The 25,700-nt window shown below is 41.5% G+C and carries 22 protein-coding genes, 18 tRNA genes and 2 rRNA genes; 5 read left to right on the top strand and 37 right to left on the bottom strand.

The window, feature by feature from the left end; all coding sequences use genetic code 11:
* Positions 1-37: 37 nt before the first annotated feature.
* The 16 genes from BLV00_RS18305 to BLV00_RS18230 form a co-directional block, all read right to left on the bottom strand.
* Complete coding sequence (locus BLV00_RS18305) at positions 38-1,084, bottom strand: zinc-dependent alcohol dehydrogenase family protein (protein ID WP_093046388.1); 1,047 nt, start codon at positions 1,082-1,084, stop codon at positions 38-40.
* Between the two features lie 62 nt (positions 1,085-1,146).
* The gene (locus BLV00_RS18300) at positions 1,147-2,316 is read right to left on the bottom strand and encodes an acyl-CoA dehydrogenase family protein (protein WP_093046387.1); all 1,170 of its coding nucleotides are present in this window, start codon (positions 2,314-2,316) and stop codon (positions 1,147-1,149) included.
* Between the two features lie 143 nt (positions 2,317-2,459).
* Positions 2,460-3,644, bottom strand: coding sequence for a thiolase family protein (locus tag BLV00_RS18295; protein ID WP_093046386.1), 1,185 nt, complete (start codon positions 3,642-3,644; stop codon positions 2,460-2,462).
* 13 nt (positions 3,645-3,657) lie between these two features.
* Complete coding sequence (locus BLV00_RS18290) at positions 3,658-4,806, bottom strand: acyl-CoA dehydrogenase family protein (RefSeq protein WP_093046385.1); 1,149 nt, start codon at positions 4,804-4,806, stop codon at positions 3,658-3,660.
* A gap of 56 nt (positions 4,807-4,862) precedes the next feature.
* Positions 4,863-5,840, bottom strand: a complete 978-nt coding sequence (locus BLV00_RS18285; protein ID WP_093046384.1) for an electron transfer flavoprotein subunit alpha/FixB family protein — start codon at positions 5,838-5,840, stop codon at positions 4,863-4,865.
* Between the two features lie 12 nt (positions 5,841-5,852).
* Entirely contained in the window at positions 5,853-6,623 is a 771-nt protein-coding gene (locus BLV00_RS18280; RefSeq protein WP_093046383.1) for an electron transfer flavoprotein subunit beta/FixA family protein, read from the bottom strand.
* A 25-nt stretch (positions 6,624-6,648) separates the two neighbouring features.
* Positions 6,649-7,065, bottom strand: a complete 417-nt coding sequence (locus BLV00_RS18275; RefSeq protein WP_093046382.1) for a PaaI family thioesterase — start codon at positions 7,063-7,065, stop codon at positions 6,649-6,651.
* A 9-nt stretch (positions 7,066-7,074) separates the two neighbouring features.
* Positions 7,075-8,700, bottom strand: coding sequence for a long-chain-fatty-acid--CoA ligase (locus BLV00_RS18270; protein ID WP_093046381.1), 1,626 nt, complete (start codon positions 8,698-8,700; stop codon positions 7,075-7,077).
* Positions 8,701-8,760: 60 nt separating this feature from the next.
* A complete protein-coding gene (locus tag BLV00_RS18265; RefSeq protein ID WP_093046380.1) occupies positions 8,761-9,762 on the bottom strand; it encodes a TAXI family TRAP transporter solute-binding subunit in 1,002 nt (333 codons plus the stop codon).
* Complete coding sequence (locus tag BLV00_RS18260; protein WP_093046379.1) at positions 9,759-11,735, bottom strand: TRAP transporter permease; 1,977 nt, start codon at positions 11,733-11,735, stop codon at positions 9,759-9,761. Before BLV00_RS18260 ends, BLV00_RS18265 begins: the two co-directional genes overlap by 4 nt.
* Before the next feature lie 93 nt (positions 11,736-11,828).
* A complete protein-coding gene (locus BLV00_RS18255; RefSeq protein WP_093046378.1) occupies positions 11,829-12,977 on the bottom strand; it encodes an acyl-CoA dehydrogenase family protein in 1,149 nt (382 codons plus the stop codon).
* A 269-nt stretch (positions 12,978-13,246) separates the two neighbouring features.
* On the bottom strand, positions 13,247-14,188 hold the full coding sequence (locus BLV00_RS18250) for a ketopantoate reductase family protein (RefSeq protein ID WP_093046377.1): 942 nt from the start codon (positions 14,186-14,188) through the stop codon (positions 13,247-13,249).
* Positions 14,189-14,279: 91 nt separating this feature from the next.
* Entirely contained in the window at positions 14,280-15,767 is a 1,488-nt protein-coding gene (locus BLV00_RS18245) for a sigma-54 interaction domain-containing protein (protein ID WP_245729016.1), read from the bottom strand.
* 311 nt (positions 15,768-16,078) lie between these two features.
* Positions 16,079-16,768 (bottom strand): Crp/Fnr family transcriptional regulator, encoded by a 690-nt coding sequence (locus BLV00_RS18240; RefSeq protein ID WP_093046376.1) that lies wholly within the window; start codon positions 16,766-16,768, stop codon positions 16,079-16,081.
* 139 nt (positions 16,769-16,907) lie between these two features.
* The gene (locus BLV00_RS18235) at positions 16,908-17,318 is read right to left on the bottom strand and encodes a hypothetical protein (protein WP_093046375.1); all 411 of its coding nucleotides are present in this window, start codon (positions 17,316-17,318) and stop codon (positions 16,908-16,910) included.
* A 67-nt stretch (positions 17,319-17,385) separates the two neighbouring features.
* Positions 17,386-17,757: a YidH family protein gene (locus BLV00_RS18230; RefSeq protein WP_093046374.1), complete on the bottom strand. Its 372-nt coding sequence runs from the start codon at positions 17,755-17,757 to the stop codon at positions 17,386-17,388.
* 206 nt (positions 17,758-17,963) lie between these two features.
* Here BLV00_RS18230 and BLV00_RS18225 point away from each other — a divergent pair, with 206 nt between their 5' ends.
* The 5 genes from BLV00_RS18225 to BLV00_RS18205 all read left to right on the top strand — a co-directional run bounded on the left by BLV00_RS18225 (position 17,964) and on the right by BLV00_RS18205 (position 22,148).
* A complete protein-coding gene (locus BLV00_RS18225; RefSeq protein WP_093046373.1) occupies positions 17,964-18,899 on the top strand; it encodes an ornithine cyclodeaminase family protein in 936 nt (311 codons plus the stop codon).
* 15 nt (positions 18,900-18,914) lie between these two features.
* Complete coding sequence (locus BLV00_RS18220; RefSeq protein WP_093046372.1) at positions 18,915-19,139, top strand: hypothetical protein; 225 nt, start codon at positions 18,915-18,917, stop codon at positions 19,137-19,139.
* Positions 19,140-19,153: 14 nt separating this feature from the next.
* Positions 19,154-20,584 carry a sodium:solute symporter family protein gene (locus BLV00_RS18215; protein WP_093046371.1) on the top strand — a complete coding sequence of 477 codons (1,431 nt, stop codon included), beginning with the start codon at positions 19,154-19,156 and terminating at the stop codon, positions 20,582-20,584.
* A 12-nt stretch (positions 20,585-20,596) separates the two neighbouring features.
* Entirely contained in the window at positions 20,597-21,163 is a 567-nt protein-coding gene (locus BLV00_RS18210; protein ID WP_093046370.1) for a hypothetical protein, read from the top strand.
* Positions 21,164-21,689: 526 nt separating this feature from the next.
* A complete protein-coding gene (locus tag BLV00_RS18205; protein ID WP_093046369.1) occupies positions 21,690-22,148 on the top strand; it encodes a hypothetical protein in 459 nt (152 codons plus the stop codon).
* A gap of 563 nt (positions 22,149-22,711) precedes the next feature.
* Here BLV00_RS18205 and BLV00_RS22175 read toward each other — a convergent pair.
* The 21 genes from BLV00_RS22175 to BLV00_RS18105 form a co-directional block, all read right to left on the bottom strand.
* Entirely contained in the window at positions 22,712-22,879 is a 168-nt protein-coding gene (locus BLV00_RS22175; protein WP_218131911.1) for a hypothetical protein, read from the bottom strand.
* Between the two features lie 390 nt (positions 22,880-23,269).
* A tRNA-Leu gene (locus tag BLV00_RS18200) sits at positions 23,270-23,351 on the bottom strand.
* Positions 23,352-23,360: 9 nt separating this feature from the next.
* A tRNA-Ser gene (locus BLV00_RS18195) sits at positions 23,361-23,452 on the bottom strand.
* Positions 23,453-23,462: 10 nt separating this feature from the next.
* Positions 23,463-23,546: transfer RNA gene (locus BLV00_RS18190), tRNA-Leu, on the bottom strand.
* Positions 23,547-23,649: 103 nt separating this feature from the next.
* Positions 23,650-23,731: transfer RNA gene (locus BLV00_RS18185), tRNA-Leu, on the bottom strand.
* A gap of 10 nt (positions 23,732-23,741) precedes the next feature.
* Positions 23,742-23,815 (bottom strand) — tRNA-Cys (locus BLV00_RS18180).
* A 24-nt stretch (positions 23,816-23,839) separates the two neighbouring features.
* Positions 23,840-23,914, bottom strand: a tRNA-Gly gene (locus BLV00_RS18175).
* A gap of 8 nt (positions 23,915-23,922) precedes the next feature.
* A tRNA-Gln gene (locus tag BLV00_RS18170) sits at positions 23,923-23,997 on the bottom strand.
* 16 nt (positions 23,998-24,013) lie between these two features.
* Positions 24,014-24,089 (bottom strand) — tRNA-His (locus tag BLV00_RS18165).
* Between the two features lie 5 nt (positions 24,090-24,094).
* A tRNA-Trp gene (locus tag BLV00_RS18160) sits at positions 24,095-24,168 on the bottom strand.
* A 5-nt stretch (positions 24,169-24,173) separates the two neighbouring features.
* Positions 24,174-24,259, bottom strand: a tRNA-Tyr gene (locus BLV00_RS18155).
* 97 nt (positions 24,260-24,356) lie between these two features.
* A tRNA-Thr gene (locus BLV00_RS18150) sits at positions 24,357-24,432 on the bottom strand.
* Between the two features lie 10 nt (positions 24,433-24,442).
* A tRNA-Phe gene (locus tag BLV00_RS18145) sits at positions 24,443-24,518 on the bottom strand.
* A gap of 40 nt (positions 24,519-24,558) precedes the next feature.
* Positions 24,559-24,635 (bottom strand) — tRNA-Asp (locus BLV00_RS18140).
* Positions 24,636-24,714: 79 nt separating this feature from the next.
* Positions 24,715-24,791 (bottom strand) — tRNA-Met (locus tag BLV00_RS18135).
* Positions 24,792-24,842: 51 nt separating this feature from the next.
* Positions 24,843-24,918, bottom strand: a tRNA-Val gene (locus tag BLV00_RS18130).
* Positions 24,919-24,926: 8 nt separating this feature from the next.
* Positions 24,927-25,001, bottom strand: a tRNA-Glu gene (locus BLV00_RS18125).
* Positions 25,002-25,010: 9 nt separating this feature from the next.
* Positions 25,011-25,103, bottom strand: a tRNA-Ser gene (locus BLV00_RS18120).
* Between the two features lies 1 nt (position 25,104).
* Positions 25,105-25,179 (bottom strand) — tRNA-Asn (locus BLV00_RS18115).
* Positions 25,180-25,372: 193 nt separating this feature from the next.
* Positions 25,373-25,486 (bottom strand): 5S ribosomal RNA (gene rrf, locus BLV00_RS18110).
* A gap of 121 nt (positions 25,487-25,607) precedes the next feature.
* A 23S ribosomal RNA gene (locus tag BLV00_RS18105) occupies positions 25,608-25,700 on the bottom strand; the annotation flags it as partial.

Genomic DNA, 25,700 nt, shown 5'->3' with positions numbered 1-25,700 from the left:
CCAATATTAAAATCTTGAATCTCGACGTCCCTGCTCACTACCAGTTATTTACGACCGTGACACCAATATTTTGAAAATCACTCATTTGTTCAAATACTTCTGGCACCTCTTCCACGGATACCGTATCCGTGATCAATGCCCCTGGATCCAACTTTCCATTCTCCACCATGTTCAGCATATAAGGGTATTGGGAAGGCGGCATTGCTATCGACCCTGCTATTTGTATTTCTGATTGGACAATCAAGTCAATCGGTACAGGTATCATTCCTGCTTCTTCTTTCGTAGTGAATCCCAGCTGAAGGTGCCTGCCGCGTTTTCTTAAGCTAAGCAGCGAAGCCTGGCAGGTCTGGGTAATCCCTAAAGCATCTATAGACACATGGGCACCGCCTTTTGTTATTTCTTTGAGAACTTTAGCCGGGTTATCTTTTCTGGCGTTGATGGTAGCAACAGCCCCTAACTTTTGGGCAAAAGTCAATTTTTTATCATCAATATCAACCGCTATCACATTCGCACCTAGGGCTGTAGCAATTTGGACAGCTGATAACCCAAGCCCGCCGCAGCCATGGATAGCTACCCACTCTCCCGGACGGACAGCTGCCTGATCCGTTATCCCATGGAAGGCTGTCATAAAACGGCAGCCCATGCCTGCGCCGACTCTAAAATCAATGGATTCAGGAAGCTTAGTGAGATTAATATCGGCGTTGGGAACATGAGCATATTGGCCATAGCCGCCCCAGGAAGTAAAACCAGGCATTTGAACATTCTCACATACATTATGATGGCCGCTTAGACAATGGGTACAGGTACCATCACCATTTGTGAAAGGAACAATCACGCGGTCCCCTCTTTTAAAGCGTTTGACGTGCTTGCCGGTCTCCTCTATCACTCCAGAAAACTCATGTCCGAGCACATGGGGGAAAGAAGTTTCCCACCAATCCCAATCACCCATCCAGGCATGCCAGTCACTTCGGCATACCCCGTTAGCCTCAACGCGAATGACAACCCCTTCCTCACTGCATTCAGGATCCGGCATTTCACGTATTACCATCGGTTTCTTGAGCTCTTCCAATACAAGCGCTTTCATTTCACTCCACCTTCTTTAATCAATTCAGATTTTCTACCATGCGAAGATTACTAGATTAAGAGTTATCCTACCTTCACATGACCTTTTAATAGGTTCCTGGAAATAATCAAACGCTGTATTTCATCGGTTCCATCATAGATTCTCCATAGCCTTGCCTCGCGGTACCACCGTTCAATAGGAAGTTCTCTGGTATACCCCATACCGCCGTGGATTTGAAGGACACGGTCGACTACACGATTTCCCATATTCGAGCCATACAACTTTGCCATCGAGGCAGCATGACGGTTGTCCTCTCCCTGATCCAACGTGAAAGCGGCATTAAGGACAAGCCATTTAGCTGCCTCAATTTCCACGGCTGAATCTGCAATCTGCCATTGGATCGCTTGTCGAGTACCAATCGGCTTTCCGAACGTTTCCCGTTCATTGGCGTAATCAATTGCCATTTTTAATAACCGCTCAGCTGAACCGACTGCACGTGCTCCGACAACCCATCTGGCAAACCCGATCCATTCCAGTCCCAAGTCATAGCCTCCATCCACTTCACCTAACACGTTTTCATCCGGTACACGGACATTTTCAAAAATCAAACTGGCCGGGCCCCATTCTCCCATTGTATCGATATATTCGGATTTCCATCCCATCGAACGGTCCGCGATGAAACAAGTGACACCTTTACGGCCGCCGGAGGATTGATGGAGTTCTTTATCGGTGATGGCAATAACCATGACAAAATCCGCTTCGTTGCCACCTGTAATGAACGTCTTTTCCCCGTTCAATACCCATTCATCGCCATCTTTCACAGCAGTCATGCGAATATTCCTGGTATCAGAACCGGCGCCCGGCTCGGTCATGGCAAAGCAGGATTTTTTATCGCCATTGATTGTCGGCATTAGATATTTTTCCTTCTGTTTTTCATTTCCGTAATATAGGATGTTATCAGCAGAACCTCCGAATTGAAACGGAACAAATGTCTTAGCCACTTCTATCTGGACGATTGCCAGCATCATTTGTCCTAAGTCTGCCCCTCCATATTCCTCCGGTGTATTGATTCCCCAAAAGCCAGCTTCTTTAGCTTTCATCTGAAGTTCGTGCATTTTTTCAGCAGAAAGACTCGGTTTGCCCTCCCGTTCATTACGCAACACATCGTTTTCTAGTGGCATGAGCTCTTTTTCTACAAACTTCCGAATCGTTTTCTGTACCATTTGCTGCTCATCAGTAAGACGTAAATGCATATCACTATCCCCAATCCTCTAAGTAATTTAAAAGATATCCTACGCCCTAAACATACCAACTGGTTAGTAGGTTATATTTCTATCTTATTTTGAAATTTCAGAAAAAACAACCCTTTATGGAAAACTTTTGCTAGAAAGGTGACTTACATCCGGTCTAACAACATTGCCATTCCCTGGCCTCCACCTACACAAAGTGTGGCTAAACCGGTCTTTTCCCCACTCCGCTTCATTTCATGAACCAGTGTGGTTAACAACCTGGCTCCAGTCGCGCCCAGAGGATGACCAAGAGCAATTGCACCTCCATTGACGTTGACTTTTTTCGGATCAAGTCCAAGTTCACGTATAACAGCAAGCGACTGGGAAGCAAAAGCCTCATTTAATTCAATCCGTCCAATATCATCCAGTTTTCGGTCCGTGCGTTCCAGTAATTTGTGGACTGCAGGAACAGGACCAACACCCATCACTTCAGGTGAAACACCCGTAGCCGTCCAATCGGTTATTCTGGCAAGCGGCTTTAGGTTCAATTCTTTCGCTTTTTCTTCCTTCATTATCACTAAAGCTGCCGCTCCATCGTTACGACCGCAGGCATTTCCTGCAGTTACAGAGCCTCCCTCCTTAAAGACGGGTTTGAGTTGATTAAGCTTTTCAAGTGTTGTCTGCGGTCTCGGATGTTCGTCTTTATCAAAAGTTTTCGTTTGTTTTTTCTGTCTAACTTCAACCGGAGCGATCTCTTCCTGGAATGCATTTTTTTCGATGGCTTCAGCGGCTTTACGCTGACTATCTAATGCAAAGGCATCCTGGTCTTCTCTTGAAATAGAATACCTCTCTGCGACATTTTCAGCAGTCATTCCCATACCAAGATTTTTACCATACATTTCAACTGGCTGCTGACCTGCTTCAAGATTTGAATCAACAAGCTTGGTACGGTCACCGCCAAACCGGCTGTTACGCAAATATATAGGTGCATTGCTCAGGCTTTCTGTTCCGCCTGCAATAACTACTTCTGCCTGGTCGGAAATGATCTGCTGGACACCGGAAGCTACTGCCTGCATTCCTGATGCACAAAGCCGGTTGATTGTGAATGCGGGAGATGATTCCGGTACACCAGCTCTTAAAGCGGCTACCCTTGCGACATTGGATGACTCTGTTGTCTGCCTTACCTCTCCTAGAATCACTTCATCAATTAGTTCAGGCGAGAGCCCTGTCCTTGACAGTGCAGCCTCAATTACTATGGAAGCCAGTTCACCAGAGTTAATATCTTTTAATATTCCTCCATACCGTCCTACTGGCGTTCGCACAGCTTCCACAATTACAATGCTTTCTTTCATTTTCATTCCTCCTTCAGCTGTATTCTTTACGGAGCTGTCCGGCAATGATATTTTTTTGAATTTCTGATGTACCTTCATAAATCCGGGTAATTCGGGCATCCCGGAAATATCTCTCAATCGGATAATCGGAAATATATCCGACACCACCATGAATTTGCAGTGCTTTATCAGCAACACGGTTGTATACTTCAGAGCCATATAGTTTTAACATCGCTGCTTCTTTAATTAATTTCTCACCCTGATCAACCATCCAGGCGACACGATAGGTGAAGGATCTTAGTGCCTCTGTCTCTACTCCTATTTCTGCAATCATATGGGCAACTGCCTGGTGTTCAATGATCGGTACACCAAACTGTTTTCTTTCCTGTGCATATTCCATACTCATATCAAGCAGTTTTTGACACGATCCTAAATTCCTGGCAGCCAGCCCTGCACGTCCATTCGTTAATATTTTCAAGGCATTAACGTATCCCTTACCAACTTCACCCAGGACATTCTCTTCAGGTACTTCACAATCTTCTAAAATCAGCTCAGCGGAATGGGAGCCTTTCAGCCCCATTTTCTCCTCGATTGCCCCAACTTGAAAACCTGGAAAATCCTTTTCCACAATAAACGACGTGATGCCTTTCGCTCCCTTTGAGGAATCCGTAACCGCCATAACAGTGAATACATCCGCTTCCGTTGCATTAGTAATATAATGCTTTGTTCCATTCAGAGTGTACTTATCACCGTTTTTTACAGCAGTCGTTTTGAGATTAGCTGCATTGGAACCTGCCTCCGGTTCAGTCAATGCAAATGCCCCGATTTTTTTACCGCTCGCCATGTCAGGCAGGTATTTTTGTTTTTGTTCTTCGTTTCCAAGCTCTACGATTCCTACTGTACCGATTCCAGTATGAGCACCAATTAATGTTGTAAATCCATTATGGGTTTTACCAAGTTCTTCATATAACGCACATTTTCCGACCATGCCGATCCCTAGGCCGCCATATTCTTCTGGAATACTCAATCCGAATAATCCCATCTCTTTAGCCATTTCAATCGTGCGCTCCGGTATTTTATCTTCTTTTTCAATTTGCATGGCTACTTTTTCCACTTCGTTTTCTACAAAGTTGCGTATATTGTTTTTTAAAAATTGAATATCTTCATCGAGTTGAAAATCCAAAGTGAATCCTCCTGTCAGTAATAATGTGATCGATTTATATAAGTATTACAGCTAAATCAGACTCCAACCTTCATGTGTCTGATTTCCTCTGTCAACAACGGTACAACTTCAAACAGATCGCCTACGATGCCATAATCAGCCACATTAAAAATATTTGCTTCCGGATCTTTGTTGATAGCAACAATCACTTTGGAGTTGGACATTCCGGCTAAGTGCTGGATTGCCCCTGAAATTCCACAAGCTATATATAATTCTGGTGTGACGACCTTCCCGGTTTGACCAATCTGCAGGGAATAGTCACAATACTCTGCATCACAGGCGCCTCGGGAGGCACCAACAGTTCCACCTAATTCTTCTGCAAGCTCTTCCAGCGGCTTAAAACCTTCTGAGCTTCTCACACCTCTGCCTCCAGCCACAATCACTTTAGCTTCAGATAGATCCACACCAGAAGCTGTCTTTTTCACAATATCTTTTAAAATGGTTCGCAAATCAGTTATAGTAACTTGTTCAAATTCAACCTGACCTGTTCTTGCGTTGTCCTTATCAAGTGAAGCGATGTTATTCGGGCGGATTGTTGCAAAAATAGTTCCTGATTTCACCCGTTTTTTTTCAAAAGCTTTTCCTGAATAAATAGGCCTTGTGAAAATCACCTCACCCTCTTCCACCTCAAAATCTGTGACATCAGAAATAAGTCCCAGGTTCAGCCTGGCTGCCAATCGGGGAGACAAATCTTTGCCAAGTGAAGTGTGTCCTAACAAAATCACATCCGGACTTACGGAATCAACTACCTGTAAATAAGCTTGAAAATAACCGTCATTGGTGTAATCGGATAGTACTTCATGTTCAGCAGAGATGACCCTATCCGCCCCATAATGAAAAAGTTCTTCAGCCAGATGGTGGTTGTCCGCTCCGACGATTGCGCCAATTACTTCTCCGCCATTTGCAATTTCTCTTGCTGCACCAAGTGCTTCAAAAGATACATTTCTCAATTCATCGTCTCGTGCTTCAGCAAATACAAGTACATTTTTACTCATCCATTGTCCCTCCTATATTACTTTTGTTTCCTTATGCAGACAGGTGACCAGCTCTTTGACTTGATCAGCTGCTTCCCCCTGCAGGATCTTTCCAGCCTGCTTTTCCGGTGGTAAAAAAACTGTTACGGTTTCCGTTAAGGACTCGATATCATCTTCGTCGATACCCAGTTCGTCATAGTCGATTTCTTCAAGAGGCTTTCTCTTCGCCTTCATGATTCCAGGAAGCGACGGGTAGCGCGGCTCATTCAAACCTTGTTGTGCTGTAGCCAGCAGAGGAATGCTGGTCTTCAGAATTTCTGTATCCCCTTCTGCATCACGCACCACTGTCACCATATCTCCTTCTATTTCAATATCGGTTATTGTCGTTACACAAGGAATATTTAATTGCTCAGCCAATCTAGGTCCCACCTGGCCGGTGCTGTTATCGTTTGAGACATTTCCTCCGAGAATCAAATCGTACGCTTTGTCCTCAAAAAATGCAGCAAGGATTGAAGCAGTGGTATGTTGATCTTTTTCTTCCACTTCCTCATTATTAATAAGGATCGCATTGTCAGCACCCATAGCAAGAGCAGTACGGAGTTCTTTTTCATTATCCTCATCTCCGACACTGACTACGGTGACTTCCCCGCCATGCTTATCCCGGAGCAGAATCGCTTCCTCGACAGCAAACTCATCATAAGGATTGATGATAAATTCAGCACCATCATCACTGATTTTTCCATTTTGTATGACAATTTTCTCTTCTGTATCAAACGTGCGCTTTAAAATCACATAAATAATCATTAAAATCCGCTCCCCCTCTAACAAGTCATCCTTCTTTAATCACTTTAAAAGTTCCATAACCTTTGGCCAGAAGATTTCCTTCATAATCAAACACTTCTGCATCTCCCATTTTTATTTTTCTTCCATTCCCATAGACATTTGCTCTGGCGGAGATCGTACCGTCACTTACAGGTGCAATGTATTGAGTATGAAGATCAATAGTTATTACCGGCTGACCGAAAACCGCTCTCATTTTCATACCGATAATATTGTCGATGATTGTTGCATACGCGCCACCGTGAAGATTTCCATACGTGTTATACAGTTTCTTTTCTATAGGCAGTTCCAAAAGTACGTCATCCTCACTTACCTCTATCAAATTGAATCCCAACAACTGAAAAAATGGACTGGTTTCAAAATCAAAACGGATCTGCTCATGCCATCCTTCTAATTTCGCTTCCATAACAATTGTTCACCTCGCTTCCGTGTTTCTGTACTGTTCTTCTTTAACAAGGTGACGCTTCAGCAGTTTACCTACGGAATTACGAGGAAGTGAATCACGTATTTCAATTTCCTTGGGCACTTTGTAGCGGGTCAGTCTTTCCTGACAAAAATTCGTCAATTCTCCACTTGTTGTTTTTGCTCCTTCATTGAGCACAACATACGCTTTGACACGTTCCCCGCTATAATCATCAGGAATACCGATGGCAGCAGCTTCCTTTACCTCCGGATGTTCATAAAGAACACCTTCAATTTCCTGAGGATATACATTGAACCCGCCAGAGATGATTAGCTCTTTTTTTCGTCCCACTATATAAAAATAACCATCCTCATCCATCGTGGCTAAATCACCAGTATGAATCCACCCATTTTTAAGAGACTTTGCTGTTTCTTCAGGATTTTTCCAATATCCCTTCATCACCTGAGGGCCATGTATAATCAGTTCTCCGACACTACCTGGCGGCAACTCACTTCCTTCCACATCGACTACCTTGCTATCAGTTCCTGGAAAAGGAATACCGATGCTGCCTATCTTCCTTACTCCTTGAGTAGGATTACGATGTGTAGATGGGGAAGTTTCCGACATGCCATATCCTTCCCCTATGGTCGCTCCAGTTACCTTTTCAAACCGATGGATGACATCTATAGGGAGCGGAGCAGATCCACTCGAACAGAACTTCAAACAGTTTAAACCATAGGATTCTACGTCTGGATGATTAATGAACGCATTGTACATTGTTGGAACCCCGGGGAAGAAAGTAGGTCTGTATGTTTGAATTAGCTCCAACACTCTATCAACCTGGAATTTTGGCACAAGAATGTTACTTGCTCCTAAATAGATACTGAGATTCATACCACTGGTCATGGCATATACGTGGTAAAGGGGTGTACATGTCAACGTGACCTCTTTCCCTTTTTTCATTTCCTCGCCGTACATGAGGTAACTTTGGATTACATTGGCAACAAGGTTATAATGAGTGAGCATTGCCCCTTTCATTTTTCCCGTGGTGCCACCAGTGAACTGAATCACGGCTATATCTTCTTTTGGGGTGATAACAGTAGGTTCCAATTGCTTCCTTTGTTGAGACTGAATTAGTGAAGGGATGGATTGCACATCGAAATTTTGCCTTTTCTCGTCATCAATAACAAAAACATGCTTAAAAGGGTTTGTTTCAGCTACCTGAGCTACCTTTTCCAAATACTTGCTTTCCGTAACTAAATACCTGGTATCTACGGTGTTAGTGATATATTCCATTTCTCTGGGTGTATACATTGGATTCATTTGAACAACAATGGCTCCAAGCTTTTGAGCGGCATAAAAAGCGTACACATAGGATGGACAGTTAGAAACCATTAAACCTATCCTGTCGCCTTTGCCGATCTCCAGCTCGTCCCAAACATTTGCCAAACGATCCACTTTGTCCTTCATGGTTTGATAGGATATCTGTTCTCCCTGATATATAAGTGCTGTTTGTTCACCAAAAATTTCCACACTATTTTCAAGCATTTGGTATAGAGAACATTCAGGAAAATCTAAATGACGCTCTATTCCATCGGGATAAGCACTGTACCAGGGATGTTCAATCAGATTTTCCAAGCAAATCATCCCTTTCTATCGATTTTTTAACGGAATCTATTAAATTTAAATCGCAGACTTTTATTTATCTAGTACACCTTCTTCTTTGTAAAACTTCTTCGCTCCAGGATGCAGGGTATCCGGGTTTATACCGTCAAGTACTGTATCTAGTGTGAAATTCTTTGCTCTTTGTGGTATTTGGGATTCAAAAGCACCTTGGTTCTCCCAGAATATTTTTGTCAAATTATAAACATAACTTTCTTCGAGATCTTTTCTGACACTGAACATGGCTACAAGCGTATAAGTAGGAATCTCCTTATCCAATCCTTCATATGTTCCTCCAGGAAGGTTATCATATGAAATCCCAAGGTCCTTTTCGCTTATACTTTTCAATTTTTCCTCATCCAACGGAATCACTTTAATAGGTTTTGTAACTTCTATTTCCTGTAAAGAAGTGACTTGTGGTGCCCCGCCTCCGACAAAAACATCTACCACACCATCTTTCAGCATAGAAGCCCCATCATTGTAATTACCGTAAGAGACTTCTCCTCCAGCTTCTTCAATCGTCTGAGCATCAATTCCGTATTCCTCCATCATTCTCCAAAATGCAACAGGTCCACCGCCGCCTTTAGGTCCAAGAAAGATATGCTTGTCCACTATATCTTCTACACGATTAATCTCATCATTTTCTGCTAACGTAGCAATCGTCTGGTAGACAGGATATAAAGATCCAAGAGCGGCTACCTGATCCATCTTTTTGTCGAAGCTTCCCGTTCCTTTTAGGGCATCTGCATAATCAGAAGTGTAATGGATCCCATATTGAATATCACCAATTTGCAGTGCCTTCAGATTGGATGCCGACCCACCTTCAACTTGAGAAACATTTAGGCCTGCGAATTCATCCATATAAACTTCAGACAAAGCAGTTGTGATGGGATACCATCCAGATCCCATCGGGCCAGATCCTATCTTCAAAAACTTATCTGGAGCTTCTAATCCGTCACCGGATGCACCACTACTGCCACATGCAGTAACAATTAGCAATAAAATCAAGAGTACCCCGCTGATAAATAACTTCTTCATAAAATTCCTCCTTTTACGCTCGTGTCTTCTGTATTACTTACTCCCTGTGAACGCTGTAACATGAAGACAAACAGCAGCAAGCCGACTCCAACTATATCTCCGGTTACTCCGGGAACGACAAGCAAGACTGCACCAGCAAATAGTAAAATACGCTTAAGCCTTGTTAACTCCCCAAACCAATAACCCTCTATTGCTCCAGCAAACAACACACAGCTGATAATAGCACTGATTAATGTCAGCACAATCGCAGCTATATCATCCCCTTGTAAAAGAAGCTCGGGATTATAAACAAAGATAAACGGAATGAAAAAGCCTCCGAGCGCGATCCTGATTGCGTAAAGGGCAGTTGCAGAAGGATTTGATCCTGCTATACCTGCTGTAGTATAAGCCGTGATTGCCACAGGAGGCGTTAAACCGGACATGACACCGAAGTAGAATACAAACATATGGGCAGCAACCAAATTCACATTCATTTCCACTAATGCTGGTACTCCAAGCACTGCAAGAATCACATATGCGGACACAGTCGGCATCCCCATGCCGAGGATAATAGAAGCAACAGCCAGCATGATAAGCAGGATGAAGAGGTTCCCACCCGCGACATCAATCATAAATCTCGAAAAAGTAAGACCTAGACCGGTAAGTGAAACTGCTCCGACGATTATTCCAGCAGTTGCACAAGCAGCTATTACAGTAAGAGCGCTTTTAGCCCCATTTTCAAGAGATGCAAGAATATCAAGCAGGTTCATTCTCGTCATCTTCCGTATCCAACTTAAAATGACTGTAGCGATAATTCCGTAGAATCCTGCCTTCATCGGACTATAGCCGTCGATCATGAGATAGATGATTAATAGAATTGGTAAAAATAAATATCCTTGTTTTAATAGCACCATTTTGGTATCCGGCAATTGCTCTTTTGGGATTCCCTCAAGCTGTAACTTTCGGGAATGATAGTAAACAATGAATCCAGCAATCAGAAAATAAATGGTTGCGGGTATCAATGCATATAAAGCAAGGGTAATGTAAGGAATTCCGGTGGTTTCTGCCATAATAAAGACAGATGCCCCCATAATCGGCGGCATAATCTGCCCGCCTTGTGAAGCTACCGCTTCTACCGCTGCTGCAAATCGTTTACTATATCCCAGCTTTTTCATTAAAGGGATGGTAAATGACCCAGTTACCGCTGCATTTGCAGCTCCATTTCCAGTAATCGTCGCCACCATGGCACTAGTCCCAACAGCCGACAGAGCTGGTCCGCCTGCACGATGACCTAGCGCCCCAAAAGCGAAATTAGTGAAAAACTGTCCCCCACCGGACCTCATTAAAAAGGAGCCAAAAATTACAAAGAGGATCAATACCGTTGAACTGATATAAATCGGTGCGCTGAAAATACCAAGCGTTCCGTTAAACATCTGATCAACCATTTTCCCGTATCGGACACCCGGATGCGCAAGGGCTCCTGGAAAGTAGGGCCCAAGGAAAATATAGGCAAGGAAGAATAAGCCAATACCCGCCATTAAAATACCGTTGGTTCTCCTTGTCCCTTCAAGGACCAGCGCAATGAATATTGTTCCTACAATATAATCTGTCATATTCGGGTTCCCCTGGCGACTCTGAATAGCTTCCCCCTGGAATAAAATGAACCAGACCTCCACTAGGGTGACTAAAACTAAAAACACATCAACCAAGCCGAACTTTTTCCCTTTTTTGAAAGGGAATATCAGAAAAATGAGTAGTAACGCCCACACAACGTGAATACTTCTTTGCTGCCAGGAAGACAATGTACCAAAGCCAGCGGTGTATATGTGGAAAATAGAAAGTCCTATTGCAAGAAGAGAAGTGAGTAATATAATAAATCTGGAAAGGTTCCATTTTTCTTTTTTAGCTACCCAAAGTTCTTCTATCAAAGCAGGTCTTTCTTTTATGTTTGTATCAATTTTCTTCACGTTTGCTGCACTTTCATTCTTTTTCAACTTTTCAACTCCTTCCCTTTCCTTGTGACAACGCTTTCATTTTGGGTGATAACTTACGAAAAGTATTTTATTTCTATCCCCACTCACATCAAGTCAGTTCTCGTCTAAAATATGACGTGAAATCAACATTCTTTGAACCTCACTTGTACCCTCATAAATTTTCGTAATTCTTGCATCACGGTAAAAACGTTCTACCGGATAATCAGCTACATATCCCATTCCCCCGTGAATCTGGACGGCTTTATCGGCAACTCGATTAAACACTTCTGATGCAAAAAGTTTTGCCATGGAAGCTTCTTTAATGACTTTTTTTCCTTCATCAATTTTTTTAGCTGCACTAATTGTCAAAGTTTTGGCTGCTTCCGTATCTGTAGCCATATCTGCAAGCATCCATTGAATTGCTTGATTTGAAGCGATCGGTTTACCAAATTGGACCCTTTCTTTAGCATAACTTGCTGACATTTCAATTAATTTTTCACACGAACCAACTGCTCTTGCGGCCAGCCCCACTCTTCCTTCACCAAGGATTTTCAGGGCAGAAACATACCCCATACCGACTTCCCCAATAACGTTTTCCTCTGGTACCACACAATCTTCAAAAATAATTTGACTGGTGTATGAACCTTTAAGCCCCATTTTCTTATCGCGTTTACCAACCACAAGGCCCGGAAAGTCTTTTTCTACCAAAAAAGCTGTTATGCCACCTTTCGCGCCTTTTGATTTATCTGTCGAGGCAATAACAGTAAACACATCAGCCACAGGACCATTGGTAATAAAATGCTTCATCCCATTTAATATCCACTTATTTCCAGACTTGACCGCATTTGTTGAAAGATTAGTGGCATCCGATCCAGCACCCGGTTCGGATAAGGCGAATGCAGCAACTAAGTCCCCGGCTGCCATATCAGGTAAATACTTTTCCTTCAGACGTTCAGAACCCAATTTTACAAGTCCAGTGCTTCCAATCCCTGTATGAGCACTTATTAATGAGACATAACCGTTATGGGTTCTTCCCAACTGCTCCAACACTACCGCCTTTCCAACTGCGTTCAATCCGATGCCTCCATATTCTTCGGGTATACTTATCCCGAACAGCCCTAGTTCTTTTGCTTTTTCGATAAGATGTAGCGGAATCATATCTTCCTCTTCAATTTGTTGAGCATATGGTTCTACTTCATTTTCTACAAAATTACGAATCATTGTTTTCATTTGATCTAATTCTGTCAACATAGCTTCTGGCATCGTTTATTTTCCTCCTTTGTTGTTTCAACTATATACATTGCAATTACCATGCCAAAATTTATAATATTAAGAAAAATCAGCATAAAAAACGATCACCAAAGTAATTCATAATTATGAGCAGGTGACTTTTCATACAAATAATTGTGTTGATTCCTTATTTTTTGATACAAAATCGTATTATTCGATTCATTTTTGTATCATTTTAATAACGTACAGGCTAGATGGTTTTTTTGATTTTTATCTCGCTTCTTGATTCAGAAATGAATCTATTATCTTTCAATTGAGCTTATGTAATTCTCCTGTATGTTTTGTTGATCCATAAAAGTTAAAATGCCATAAAGAGATCGTAAAACAGGAGTTTCTACATTCTCCCGTTCACCTTCTTTAACCAAATACCCGCATAACGATTCAACTTCCATCCTTTTACCTTTTATACGGTCCTGCAACATAGAAGTCTTGTGATGACGAGCTCTCTCAGATTTTTGGAAGATCTCGTCTATAAGTTTTTCTTCCAATGAAATACTTTTTGCCCTTGCAACTAAGCAAGCCTCCTTTGCAACATTCCGGGCTGTCTTTTTTAGTAATGGATTCTCAAGTATTTCCCCGACAGTTGCTTCCGTAATGGCAGAAAGGGGATTGAAAGTAACATTCCACAACAGTTTCTTCCATTTGGTAAGTAGGATATCTTTAGAAAACCACGCACGTACACCGGCTTGGTTAAACATATCTACAATAAATTCCGCTTTGCATTCATCATTTTCATCAAGAGATCCTATTGCCAATCTTGGTTTACCAGACTGACTAACTCTGCCTGGTTCACTTATACTAGCTGCAATATAAGTGGCGGCAGACAGAATGCGTCCTTTTCCAAATATTTTTTTTAAAACTTCTTCATTATCTACGCCATTTTGCATGATGAGAATACTTGCTGAATCTGACAATATTCTTTTTAATTGCTGAGCGGTTTCCCATGTATCAACGGATTTCACACAAAATAACACCAATTCCACATCTTTAAACAAATGAATTTCATCTGTGAATATACCTTTCACCGTCAAACGCTCACGTGGTGTTTCGATGTCTAATCCACTTCTTTTCATTTTATTTAAATGATCTCCTCTGGCAAGATAGATAACTTCATGGCCTGCTAAGTCCAACATTCCACCAAAGTAACCCCCTACTGCACCGGCTCCTGCAACTCCTATTTTCATTGCCTTACCTCCTTTTGCTTTTTACTATTGGATGCAATTTTCATACCAAAATAAAAGAGGACTGCTACCAAGTCAGTCCTCAAATTAGTACTTATTTGATTTCTATCCTATATTTTTTCATCTTTCGTACAATTGTCGGTTGACTCGTTTGAAGAGCCTCTGCAATTTGGTAGGTAGATTTATACCGCTGAGCTGCTAGCGATATCACTTGCTTTTCGGCAAGTTCTGCAGCTTGATTTAATGGGATAATGTCAGTTATCTTCATATCTTGTTCATCATTACGATATTCTGGGGGTAAATGTTCGATAGAAATTTTTGAAGATGATGTGGTCAATACTAGCCGCTCCATCAAATTAGCCATTTCTCTCACATTGCCCTCCCACTCCCAATCATATAGAAATCTTTTCAATTCATCGGTTAATACTTTATTCAAACCATATTTATTATTGGTCTTATCTAGAAAAAACTGAAGCAACGCTAATATATCATCTCTTCTTTCCCGCAGGGGCGGGATTGTGAAGGGAATGACATTCAAGCGATAAAACAAATCTTCGCGAAAGGTTCCTTCTTTTATCATTTCTCGTAGATTTCTATTAGTAGCAGCAATAATCCTTACGTCTACTTTCTTGGATTTTGTTGCTCCTACTCGCTGTAACATTCCATCCTGTATGACCTGTAACAATTTCACCTGCATCTTTAATGGCAGTTCCCCTACTTCATCGAGAAAGATTACTCCATTATCAGCTAATTCGAACATACCAGGCTTACCTTTTTTGTTTGCCCCGGTAAAGGCTCCCCCTTCATATCCGAATAGTTCAGATTCTAATAACTCAGGAGGTATTGCCCCGCAGTTTACTTTTATGAATTCGCCTTTTTCTGACCTTAGGCCAGACCGGTAGATATAACGTGCCAGCACGTCTTTACCTACACCCGTTTCTCCCAGTATAAGTACTGTGGCATCAAAGTCGGCGATTCTTTCAGCCATCTCATATAATTCAGTCATTGTTTGACTTTCAACGATGATACCTTGATCTGAAAAACCTTTTAACTTTTTCAATTCTCTTTCATATTCATCACTTCGTTTTTGGACTTCATTCAATTCATCAAGCAAGCTATTCAACTCAGATAAATCGCGGATATTAGTAATTACTTTTTCAATATCTCCTTTTTCATTCATGACCGGGCTGCCAGTGATTAGTGTCTCTTTGTTTTGATAATTATTTTGGACTACAGACACTGTCCGCCTTTGTTTTAATACTTTAGGTGTTACTGAGTTCTTAAGAATGCCCCTTTTCATCAGCTTGTCCACGGTCTTGCCAATATAATATTCTTTCGGTATCCCCGTTATACGCTCAATAGCATCATTGGTTTTTAAAGTGACACCTTTGTTATCTGTAATATATATTCCGTCATAGGAGCTGTTGATGATCGAATCAAGCTCCCGGTTAAGTCTCTCCAGTTCGATTACTTTTTGATTAAGCTCCTGAAGAAAAGCTGTTTCCTTTCCGATATATAAGAAATTATCATTGATTTTTTGACGAAGAAATAAAAATTGCCGCTCTTCTAAAACAGCTGACATGAAAGCTCCTTCTTCATACATATCAATATGATCAAAAAACTGGTTAATGTGCTTATTTCCTACTGTCTTTATTGTTTTTGAGAATTGGCTGTTTAATTTAATAATTACATTATCATCTCTTGTTATAAAAGCCGGAACTGGAAAATAATCAATTGAGGCTCCTAGTGATATCAATAAATCCACCTCGTCAGTTTAAGTATCGTTACCTCTCTGTTTCTACTTACATCAATCCATATCCTGCTTTTTTCTACAAAATACGCATAACCACCCAATAAAAAAAGAGGCTTTTATAGCCTCTGGTTACCAATTATCTATAATGTGCAATTTTGAACGCCGCAATGATCACACATCAATAAGGAGCGGAAATATTCGATATCATTAATGAAGAATTTTTTTGCTTCATTGTCAATGAGTCCTTGGTCTTTCCACTTACTGATCACTCTACTGGCGGTTTCCCTGGTAATCCCCACGTACTTCGCAATATCCTGGACAACGATCGGTTCTGTAATTTCCACCCCTCTCGGAGTTTCTTTACCATACATATGACTTAACCGGATAAAGATTGATGCGACTGCACCTTCCGATCCGAACACTAAATAGTCTCGCAGTTTGGCTTTACTGGCTTCGAGTGACTCTGCCAGCCATTTCGTAATGCCTAAAGCTAATCGGCCATTTTGCGCCATCAAGGTTTCCATATCATTTTTGGATATATATAACAAAGAAGCGTCTGTCAAAGCAACCGCAGAACAAGAATAAATTTCTCCTGAAAAGATTCCTATTTCACCGAATGAATCATTATTCTTACGTAAAAATATGGTTACTTCTTTATTCTGCTTCATCTGCTTATGGACGCGAATCGTACCGATTAGGATAAAGTATAAATGAGAAGCTTCCGAGCCTTCCTCAAATACTACCTCTCCGCGTTTGACCAGTGTTTCTTTTGAGTTAGCGAGCAATAAATCTTTTTCATTCTGGTCCAATCTATCGAGTAAAGGCCTCATCATGCCTACCTCCTGTATGATGAATATACCTTAATGATAAACGTCTATATCCTGAAAGTCTGTGATATTTATCACGTTTTCACTATTATTATATTAAAATCAAAAAGAGACACTGCCTACAGTGCCTCGCAATTATGTATCATTCATTGGCTTTTGTTTCTTCCTCGTCCAATAAAAATTCCTTTTTACGTAAGCGAATATTGATATGATGCAGCTGCTGAACGACTTCCGCAAATCCTAAAGCAAGGATGAATGATATGACTGCGCAGATCACCATCCAGAAAAAGCCCAGGAACTCTTCATTAATAAGAAAAAACAAGCCCACTAAGAATCCTGTCACTAAAAACACATACCCGACTAATTTCAACAAGGCAGCAACCCGGTTATTAGGTTCAAAATAAATGGTAGCTGTACTGGCCGAATCTATTTGCGATTCGTTCGTTTCCCAACGGTGGACTAGGATAGGCTCGTCTTCTGTATTACTGTTAGCAAAGTACCCTAATATACCGATCAAAAGTGTAACCCCGATAACCGTTATAAAAACAACCATATTACCCCTCCCCTTTAAATAATGACCACAACATTCATTGTAATATAGCCAGGGAAGTTTTTACACACTAGCTTTCCAAATATAAGAAGTAAAATAAGATGAAAATCAGAATAACAATCATTAAGGAAGATACTAACGTTACAGAAGTATTAGAAGGATTGAATGTTTCGTCATTCATGATCTGTTTCTTTTTATTGAAATAAGCGACGGTTGCTAAAACTATGATAATAAAGCCAAGAACAACCGCAAATACACCTAAAGAAAGGCTGATCATATCGATCGTACTGTTACGCTGGACCCCTATCGTGAAATGAAGGCTGGTATTCAAAAATCCAATTCCAACAATAGCGATGACCGTACGAACCCATGCCAGGTAGGTTCTTTCATTAGCCAGGTGTTGCTGCGCATATTTTAACTGGTTTTTCTCTTCCTTTTTCATAACATCACTCGCTTATCTTCCAATATGGTTTAGGTTGTCTTACTTTATCTTAATCATACGATTACAACCAGAAAAAAGCCAATGCCCTGATTGATTAAAGCATTGGGTTTTGTAATGAAAATAGATGCTGAAAACGGTTTATTATTGGTTTAATTTTTCAGAATAATTTGGTAATATTCTTAAGTATACAGAAAGGAGAATGACATGTGGAAGTTATTTCAGCAGAAGAAATCAAACAAAAATTTTCCATGAAAGAAACAATGGAAGCTATTGAGAATTTTTACAAAGAAAAAGAAGGAGACTACATTTCGCCTGATCGTATGCATATGGAAGATGGAGACAATACCGCTCTGCTAATGCCAGCGTTTTACGGTAATTATTATGCAACGAAGTTAGTGGGAGTAGCTCCGAATAACACGAACCTGGACAAAGACACGATTCATGGGTTAATGATTTTATATGATCGTAAAACCATGGAACCATTATTCATGTGTGACGCCATCGCCATTACTTCGTTACGCACAGGTGCTCTTGGAGGCCTAGGCATGAAGTATTTGGCGAAAAAAGATGCGAAAACTTTAGGAATCATTGGGACAGGGACACAGGGATGGAGTCATTTGCAATCAGGACTCGTAGCACGGGATATTAAAGAAGTACATATCTTTAACCGTACCGAAGAGAAAGCACTTGCTTATAAAAAACAGGCAGAAGAAGCATTTCCGCACATCACCTTTTATGTGTCTTCCGTAGAGGAACTGGCGAAGAAGTCAGATATCATCGTTACGACCACCACCTCTTCTAAGCCGGTATTACCGGAACTGGAACCATCCGAATGGAAAGGAAAGCAAATTGTCGGCGTAGGTTCCTTTCGACCGGCAATGCAAGAACTTTCCGATCAGGTATTGCGAGATGCCGATGAAATCTATGTGGATGCTTTAAGTGCTTTACGGGAGTCAGGGGATATGATTCGAGCTAAGGAGTTACGTAAAGATTTAGAGAATACGTGGGACCTTGAAAAAATAATTCGAGAAAACCATCACCCTTCTGATGCCCCAGATAAAACGATTATTTTCAAGTCTGTAGGTGCCTCTATTTTTGATTTAGTAACTGTCAAATCAGTATATGAAACGTATTACAAATAGAAAGGTGGCAGAACGATGCGAAAACTGACAAGGAAAAAGTGGAAAGACCCAGGAATCGTCATGGTAATTATTTTATCTATCATATCTTTGATCGTTTGGATATGGTGGCCGGCAGACACTTTTGTAGGTGGAATTTCCTTAGCAGGATGGGCCATGTTTGTCTGCTTTTTCATATGGTTAGCGTTAACAGTCACCTATGTCGTTTGGATGGAGAGACTGGAAAAGAAAGAAATGCAGTAAAGGAGTGAGTAATCATGCAAGTAATGGAAACAATCATTTTAGCTATTTATTTAATCATTATGACTGTTATAGGAATTTGGTTCGCAAAGCGGGCTCACTCATCTGAAGGTGATTACTGGACAGCTGGCGGGCAGATTAATAGTTTTGTTGGATCATTCGCATTTTTTGCAGCGGTAGCAAGTTCCAGCTCACTGATGGGGGCTGTAGGTTCTGGTGTAGCGTTAGGGGTTCCTTTTCTATTAGCCTACGGCTTTGGCGCAGTAGCTATCCCGTCATTTGCGATGTTTTTAATCGCTGGACAAATTAGAAGAACAGGGGTAAAAACGCTGCCTGAATTTTTCAAACACAGGTACGGAAAATCTGTACAGATCGTTTCTGCTATTTTAGTCGTACTGAGTATGACTTTCTATATGATCCCCCAGTTGACAGCATCAGGGCTAATTGGTTCTTATGTGTTAGGTATTGATTATGTAACTGCTGTCATCATATTAGGGTTAGGATTCACACTTTATGCCGCACTAGGTGGAATGTGGGCGATTACATACACGGACTTGATTCAGGGTGCTGTCATGGTCATCGGAATGTTCATCCTCGCTATTATTATTCTAATGGATCATGGGGGAGTTAGTTCGCTTGTTCAAGACGCGTTAGCAGTCGATCCTCAATTCGGTTCTATCACTCAGCCATGGATGTCTTACTTCGGCCTATTTGTTGCTTTTCTTTGGTTCGGAGTAGTATCACCGTCCGCTGTTATGAGGAACTTTGCTGCACGTGATGCAAAAACAGCACGTCGCTCAGCTCTAGGGGCTTGTTTTTTGTATGTTACCGTATTCCTATTCGGATTTGTCATTGCTTCGGCAGGTGCCAGCCTGGGGATTGCAGAATCACTCGACAACCAGGATATGATTTTTATTTCAGTAATTGAGCATTACATGCCTGCCTTACTTGCCGGAGTTATGCTCGCAGGATTGTTAGCCGCAATCATGTCTTCAGCAGACGCGATGCTTCTGGCCGTATCTGCAGGAATCGCCCATGATATTTACAAAGAGCATATTAATAAAAAAGCATCTGAAAAAAGAGTCACTCGTCTTGGGCTAATTGTTATGATATTAGCTAGTGTGGTCGGGATTATTTTTGCAATCGATCCTCCTCAATTGATCGCTGTCATGGTAGGTTGGGTAAGTGGCGCAATGCTTTCCGCTTTTGGTTTCCCACTAGTGTTAGGCCTTTGGTGGAAGCGTACAAATACAGCAGGAGCTTTAGCTGGAATGATTGGAGGAACGGTAGTTTTCATCATCATGGCATTACTACCGTTTGCCCTTGTCTCCGAGCACTTAGTCTCTGCCCCTGTTTCAGCAATTCTTACGATTGTAGTAAGTTTAATGACAGCCCCACCATCCGAAAAGATACAACAAGAAGTAGATAGCTATCACATGGAAGCATAAGCAGGTGAAGAAATGAAACTGAACATCTTAGGAGAAAATTCTATCCAGGAACACGAGCTTCCCAAGTATATGTATAAAGGCTTGAAGCCTTCGTTGAAACTGAATAAGAAACTCGATGAGAATGTAATTAAAAAGGGGATCGTAACAAGCGAAAAAGTTTATCAGCCAATGTGGATAGTGAAGATGCTAGTCATTGCTGATAGAAAACCGTTCCCGCCTAAAATTAAGCCGAACATGGTTTTTGTTGATGCCATTTCAGGTTACCGGGGGTTATTTCCGAATGTGCCTCCTGTCACTCAGCAGGAAGTAGCTTCATCAAAAGTTAAAAATGCTACAATAACAAAGCAAGAACTACTAGAAAAATACTTGATAAATCTCCAGGAAAAGCAAATCAATCGAAATTATGTGTTAAAAAAACCAAGATATGAGGTAAAAGAAGCAGAGGTAGTTTACTTGCCTTTGTGGCTAATAGAGGTAGACACTGATTTCTTCACAAAAACTTTCCTGATCAATGGTAATACCGGTGAGTCAGAGGATTTATTAAAGAATCTATGGAAATCAAACGAATGGAAATTATGAAAAAGGTGCTTGCAATTTAGCAAGCACCTTTTGTATATAAACTTGATTTTAAAAAATCTCATCAATATTGTTGAGGATTAATCTTACTTCTAGATTCTAATATCGGGGGCCGGGGTCTAACCGGCAGAGAAAAACTCACACGTTTTTGAGTCGTCGCGTCTGCCAATTACGCCACACCGGCATGTTGTAACAGGGGTTAACCTATGTATCATCAATGCTAATTATTAATTGTCCATACGATTACTGAATACCTATAAATTCATTGAATTATAATTTTGGATTGCGAACAACATTATTGAGTTATTTGATGTTAACGGAGATAGTGAAATTTTGTTCTTCCATGTAGATACATACAAAAAAACTCACTCCAGTTCTAACAACTGGGCTTATGTTAGTAAGAGTTTGATCTTGTAGGTTTACACCCCGATAATATAGGTGTTTTTTCTTATTTATCACTCATAAGTTTATTTGCTATCGAATATATTTTATTGATTACCTCTAAGAATAACACGAAGGAGGAAAATAAATGAAAATGCTACTATATCCAGACCCGAGTCTGAATTACTGTTATTTTAATGTTAATAATAGACTGGATAAATCACTACGTATTATATGGACTGGTGATATACAAGGTGGCACAAGGATACAGGATTTAGCACCTAATACTGGTGGAACAGTAAACTCCAGAAATATTGGGCGTGGTGGTGCAGATACTGTATATCGTGCAAGAATTTCAAGAATACGAAATGATGGTACATTACATTATATTAATACTTTGATATTGTATATTAGTACACCCCCACTTGCTAATTGTGGTGCAACGAATATTTTTCTATATGGATGTTATGAAAGCCCTAGTACTTTTTGCTTTATGGCTTATTCTTATAAAGACGACACTACAAATCAATGTATTAAAAAATTAGCATCTATACATTATATTGATTGGCTATGCGAAAGACAAGAAGATTGTCCTGAAATTAGATAATTATTGTGTTTTTAAAGAAAGTAGCTAATCACTTGGAATTAACTCCTACTTGCGGGCAATATCAGTACAGGGACCCACTAGCCTCTAACCTGTAAACCATCCCCATAAAAAACAAGCTACCTGCTAAAGGAAGCTTATTTACTATCTACTCCAGTATTTTTTTTCTCAGAGTTTTATATAATGTAGCTTTTGATACGTTAGTCATCTCCTCAATTTCCTTAACCGTATATTGCTCTTTATTCTTAAAGCTTTCTCAGTTTGTCTATCATCTTTCTTTGATCTTCCGCCTTTTCGTCCTTTTGCTCTAGCGCTTTCCAAGCAGTTGAGCTTTTTACCCCATAATGAGCCACTCTATTTTGAACCTGTCTCTGTGTAAGAGGTGTGCCATCAATAGTGACAAATAGCTCGTACACTCCTCAATCCCTATGATTGATACATATTTTTGAAGTTGCTCCCTCATTGTCTTCTGAATTTGCATAATAATCTCCCTATGTGTTTTGGAATTTCGGATAATAATTATACCTTCCTTGAGCTTTATGTCTTCAAGCTGAATTCCTACAATTTCATTTATTATCTAGTTGTTCAGCTGAAAAAGTTTGCACTACTTGTTTTCTATCCTTTAATATCTTCAACCCTTCAACTGGGTTATTGCGAATGTATTTATTTTCATTAAGAAAGTTGAAATATGAACGAATAGCACTATTAACAGTTTTCAAGCTTAGATCTTTCATGTGCATTATAAAGTGTTTTCAAGCACCTGATGAATAACCCTTGAGAGAGCTGTCTCCATTCCTTGCTCAATAATATACCATTCATAAACCTTCAACTCATTAAGGTAATAGCTGATTGTGTGCTCTCAGGTTTCTCAATTTGCAATCTCTGGTGAATAATTCAATTGAATTTTGGAAATCAAGTTCACACGTCTGGGAATTTTAGTGTAGCTTGAATAGTTCTGAGGTGGAAAAATAATTGTTACGTCTTCCTATGTGTGTACCCCCTTTCTACTGTGGAGGTAATACGATATGAGGAATACAATTGTAGGAGAAAAAATCGTACGTTATGAGAATGCAAAAAAGCTCCTCACTAGGTGAGAAGCTCTGAGTTTATCTATGTATATTCAGTACCGGTGGTCGGGTTCGAACCGACACTACGTGATAAACACGATTTTGAGTCGTGCGCGTCTGCCAATTTCACCACACCGGCATATAAAAATGGCGGAGAAGGTGAGATTCGAACTCACGCGACGGTTACCCGCCCTAGCGCATTTCGAGTGCGCCCCCTTACAGCCACTTGGGTACTTCTCCATCCAGGCGATGCGGATGAAGGGATTCGAACCCCCACGGTGTTGCCACCACTAGACCCTGAATCTAGCGCGTCTGCCAGTTCCGCCACATCCGCAAAGTATTAAATAGTACGAGGCCTTAAAACTGTGTAATAATAAGAAAAAAGACCCTTTCAATAAGAAAGAAGTCAATTCTCTAACAAATAAATTGTTAAGTAGTACCGGTGGCCGGGGTCGAACCGGCACTCCCGAAGGAACACGATTTTGAGTCGTGCGCGTCTGCCAATTCCGCCACACCGGCATATTGTTTATGGAGGCGGCAACCGGATTTGAACCGGTGATAAAGGTTTTGCAGACCTCTGCCTTACCACTTGGCTATGCCGCCTTGTGATACCCTGAAAATTAAATATGGAGCGAGAGACGGGATTCGAACCCGCGACCCCCACCTTGGCAAGGTGGTGTTCTACCACTGAACTACTCTCGCAATTAAAATGGCTGGCCCAGCTGGATTCGAACCAGCGCATGACGGAATCAAAATCCGCTGCCTTACCGCTTGGCTATGGGCCAACAGGCAAAGTAATGATGGGGCGACCGATGGGAATCGAACCCACGAATGCCGGAGCCACAATCCGGTGCGTTAACCCCTTCGCCACGGCCGCCATAATGGCAGGGGTAGTAGGAATCGAACCCACATCAAAGGTTTTGGAGACCTTCGTTTTACCATTAAACTATACCCCTATATATGGTGGAGGGAGTAGGACTCGAACCTACGAACCCGATGGGAGCGGATTTACAGTCCGCCGCGTTTGGCCAACTTCGCTATCCCTCCATTGTTATGAAGAAAACTTTCAATAATAGTGCACTTTCAGTACTACTATCGTTCCCTATCTTAGAAGATGATTCAATGTAGTCAGGGAACTATTTAATGGTGCCGGCCAGAGGACTTGAACCCCCAACCTACTGATTACAAGTCAGTTGCTCTACCAATTGAGCTAGACCGGCTAATCAGAAATGGTGGCTTGGGACGGAATCGAACCGCCGACACACGGATTTTCAGTCCGTTGCTCTACCGACTGAGCTACCAAGCCTAAGTATTTAAAGAATTATGAAACTATGTAAAAGTAATAATGGCGGTCCGGACGGGACTCGAACCCGCGACCTCCTGCGTGACAGGCAGGCATTCTAACCAACTGAACTACCGGACCATAAATTGGTTGCACATTACAGCACTACTATCTTTCACTGGCAATGATGATTGATCGACGATGCAAATGAAAAATAATTTGGTTGCGGGGGCAAGATTTGAACTTGCGACCTTCGGGTTATGAGCCCGACGAGCTACCAGACTGCTCCACCCCGCGATAATGTAAGACATTATATCTTACGATATTGACTTAGAAATGTGAATGAAATGGTGGAGGATGCAGGGTTCGAACCTGCGACCCCTTGCTTGTAAGGCAAGTGCTCTCCCAGCTGAGCTAATCCTCCTATGTAAGTGGTGACCCGTACGGGATTCGAACCCGTGTTACCGCCGTGAAAGGGCGGTGTCTTAACCACTTGACCAACGGGCCAATATGATATGGCGGAGAGCGAGGGATTCGAACCCTCGAGACCGCGGTAACGGTCTACACGAATTCCAATCGTGCTCCTTCGGCCAACTCGGACAGCTCTCCATGGCTCCACCGGTAGGATTCGAACCTACGACCGATCGGTTAACAGCCGATTGCTCTACCACTGAGCTACGGTGGAATAATGTGAAAGTGTGTATCATTGAACTTCAACCTAAGTTATATGCTCGTCGTTCAACCCTTTAGTTCAACTTTCTGGCTACATAAACAGTGTTGAACTCCTTGCAAAGCTTACTTCGAAGTTTACTCGAAGAGGTTAGCTTCGCTACGGTGGAATAATGTGAATGTGTAGATCATTGATGGATTAAAATCAGGCTTGGCAGCGTCCTACTCTCACGGGGATAAACCCGACTACCATCGGCGCTGGAGAGCTTAACTGCTGTGTTCGGCATGGGAACAGGTGTGACCTCTCCGCTTTCGCCACCAAACCTTTTTTATTAGCGACAAGATTAATTATATTAACTTTCCGCTAAAAATGCAAGAGTTTTTTTATAAACCCTCAAAACTAGATAAGCAACATTCAACGACTAACGTCGTTCACGAATTATATTAGTTAAGTCCTCGATCGATTAGTATCCGTCAGCTCCACGTGTCACCACGCTTCCACCTCGGACCTATCTACCTCATCGTCTCTGAGGGATC

This window comes from Thalassobacillus cyri (genome assembly GCF_900107755.1).
Taxonomy (GTDB): domain Bacteria; phylum Bacillota; class Bacilli; order Bacillales; family Halobacillaceae; genus Thalassobacillus; species Thalassobacillus cyri.
This window is presented reverse-complemented; position numbering and strand designations above follow the sequence as displayed.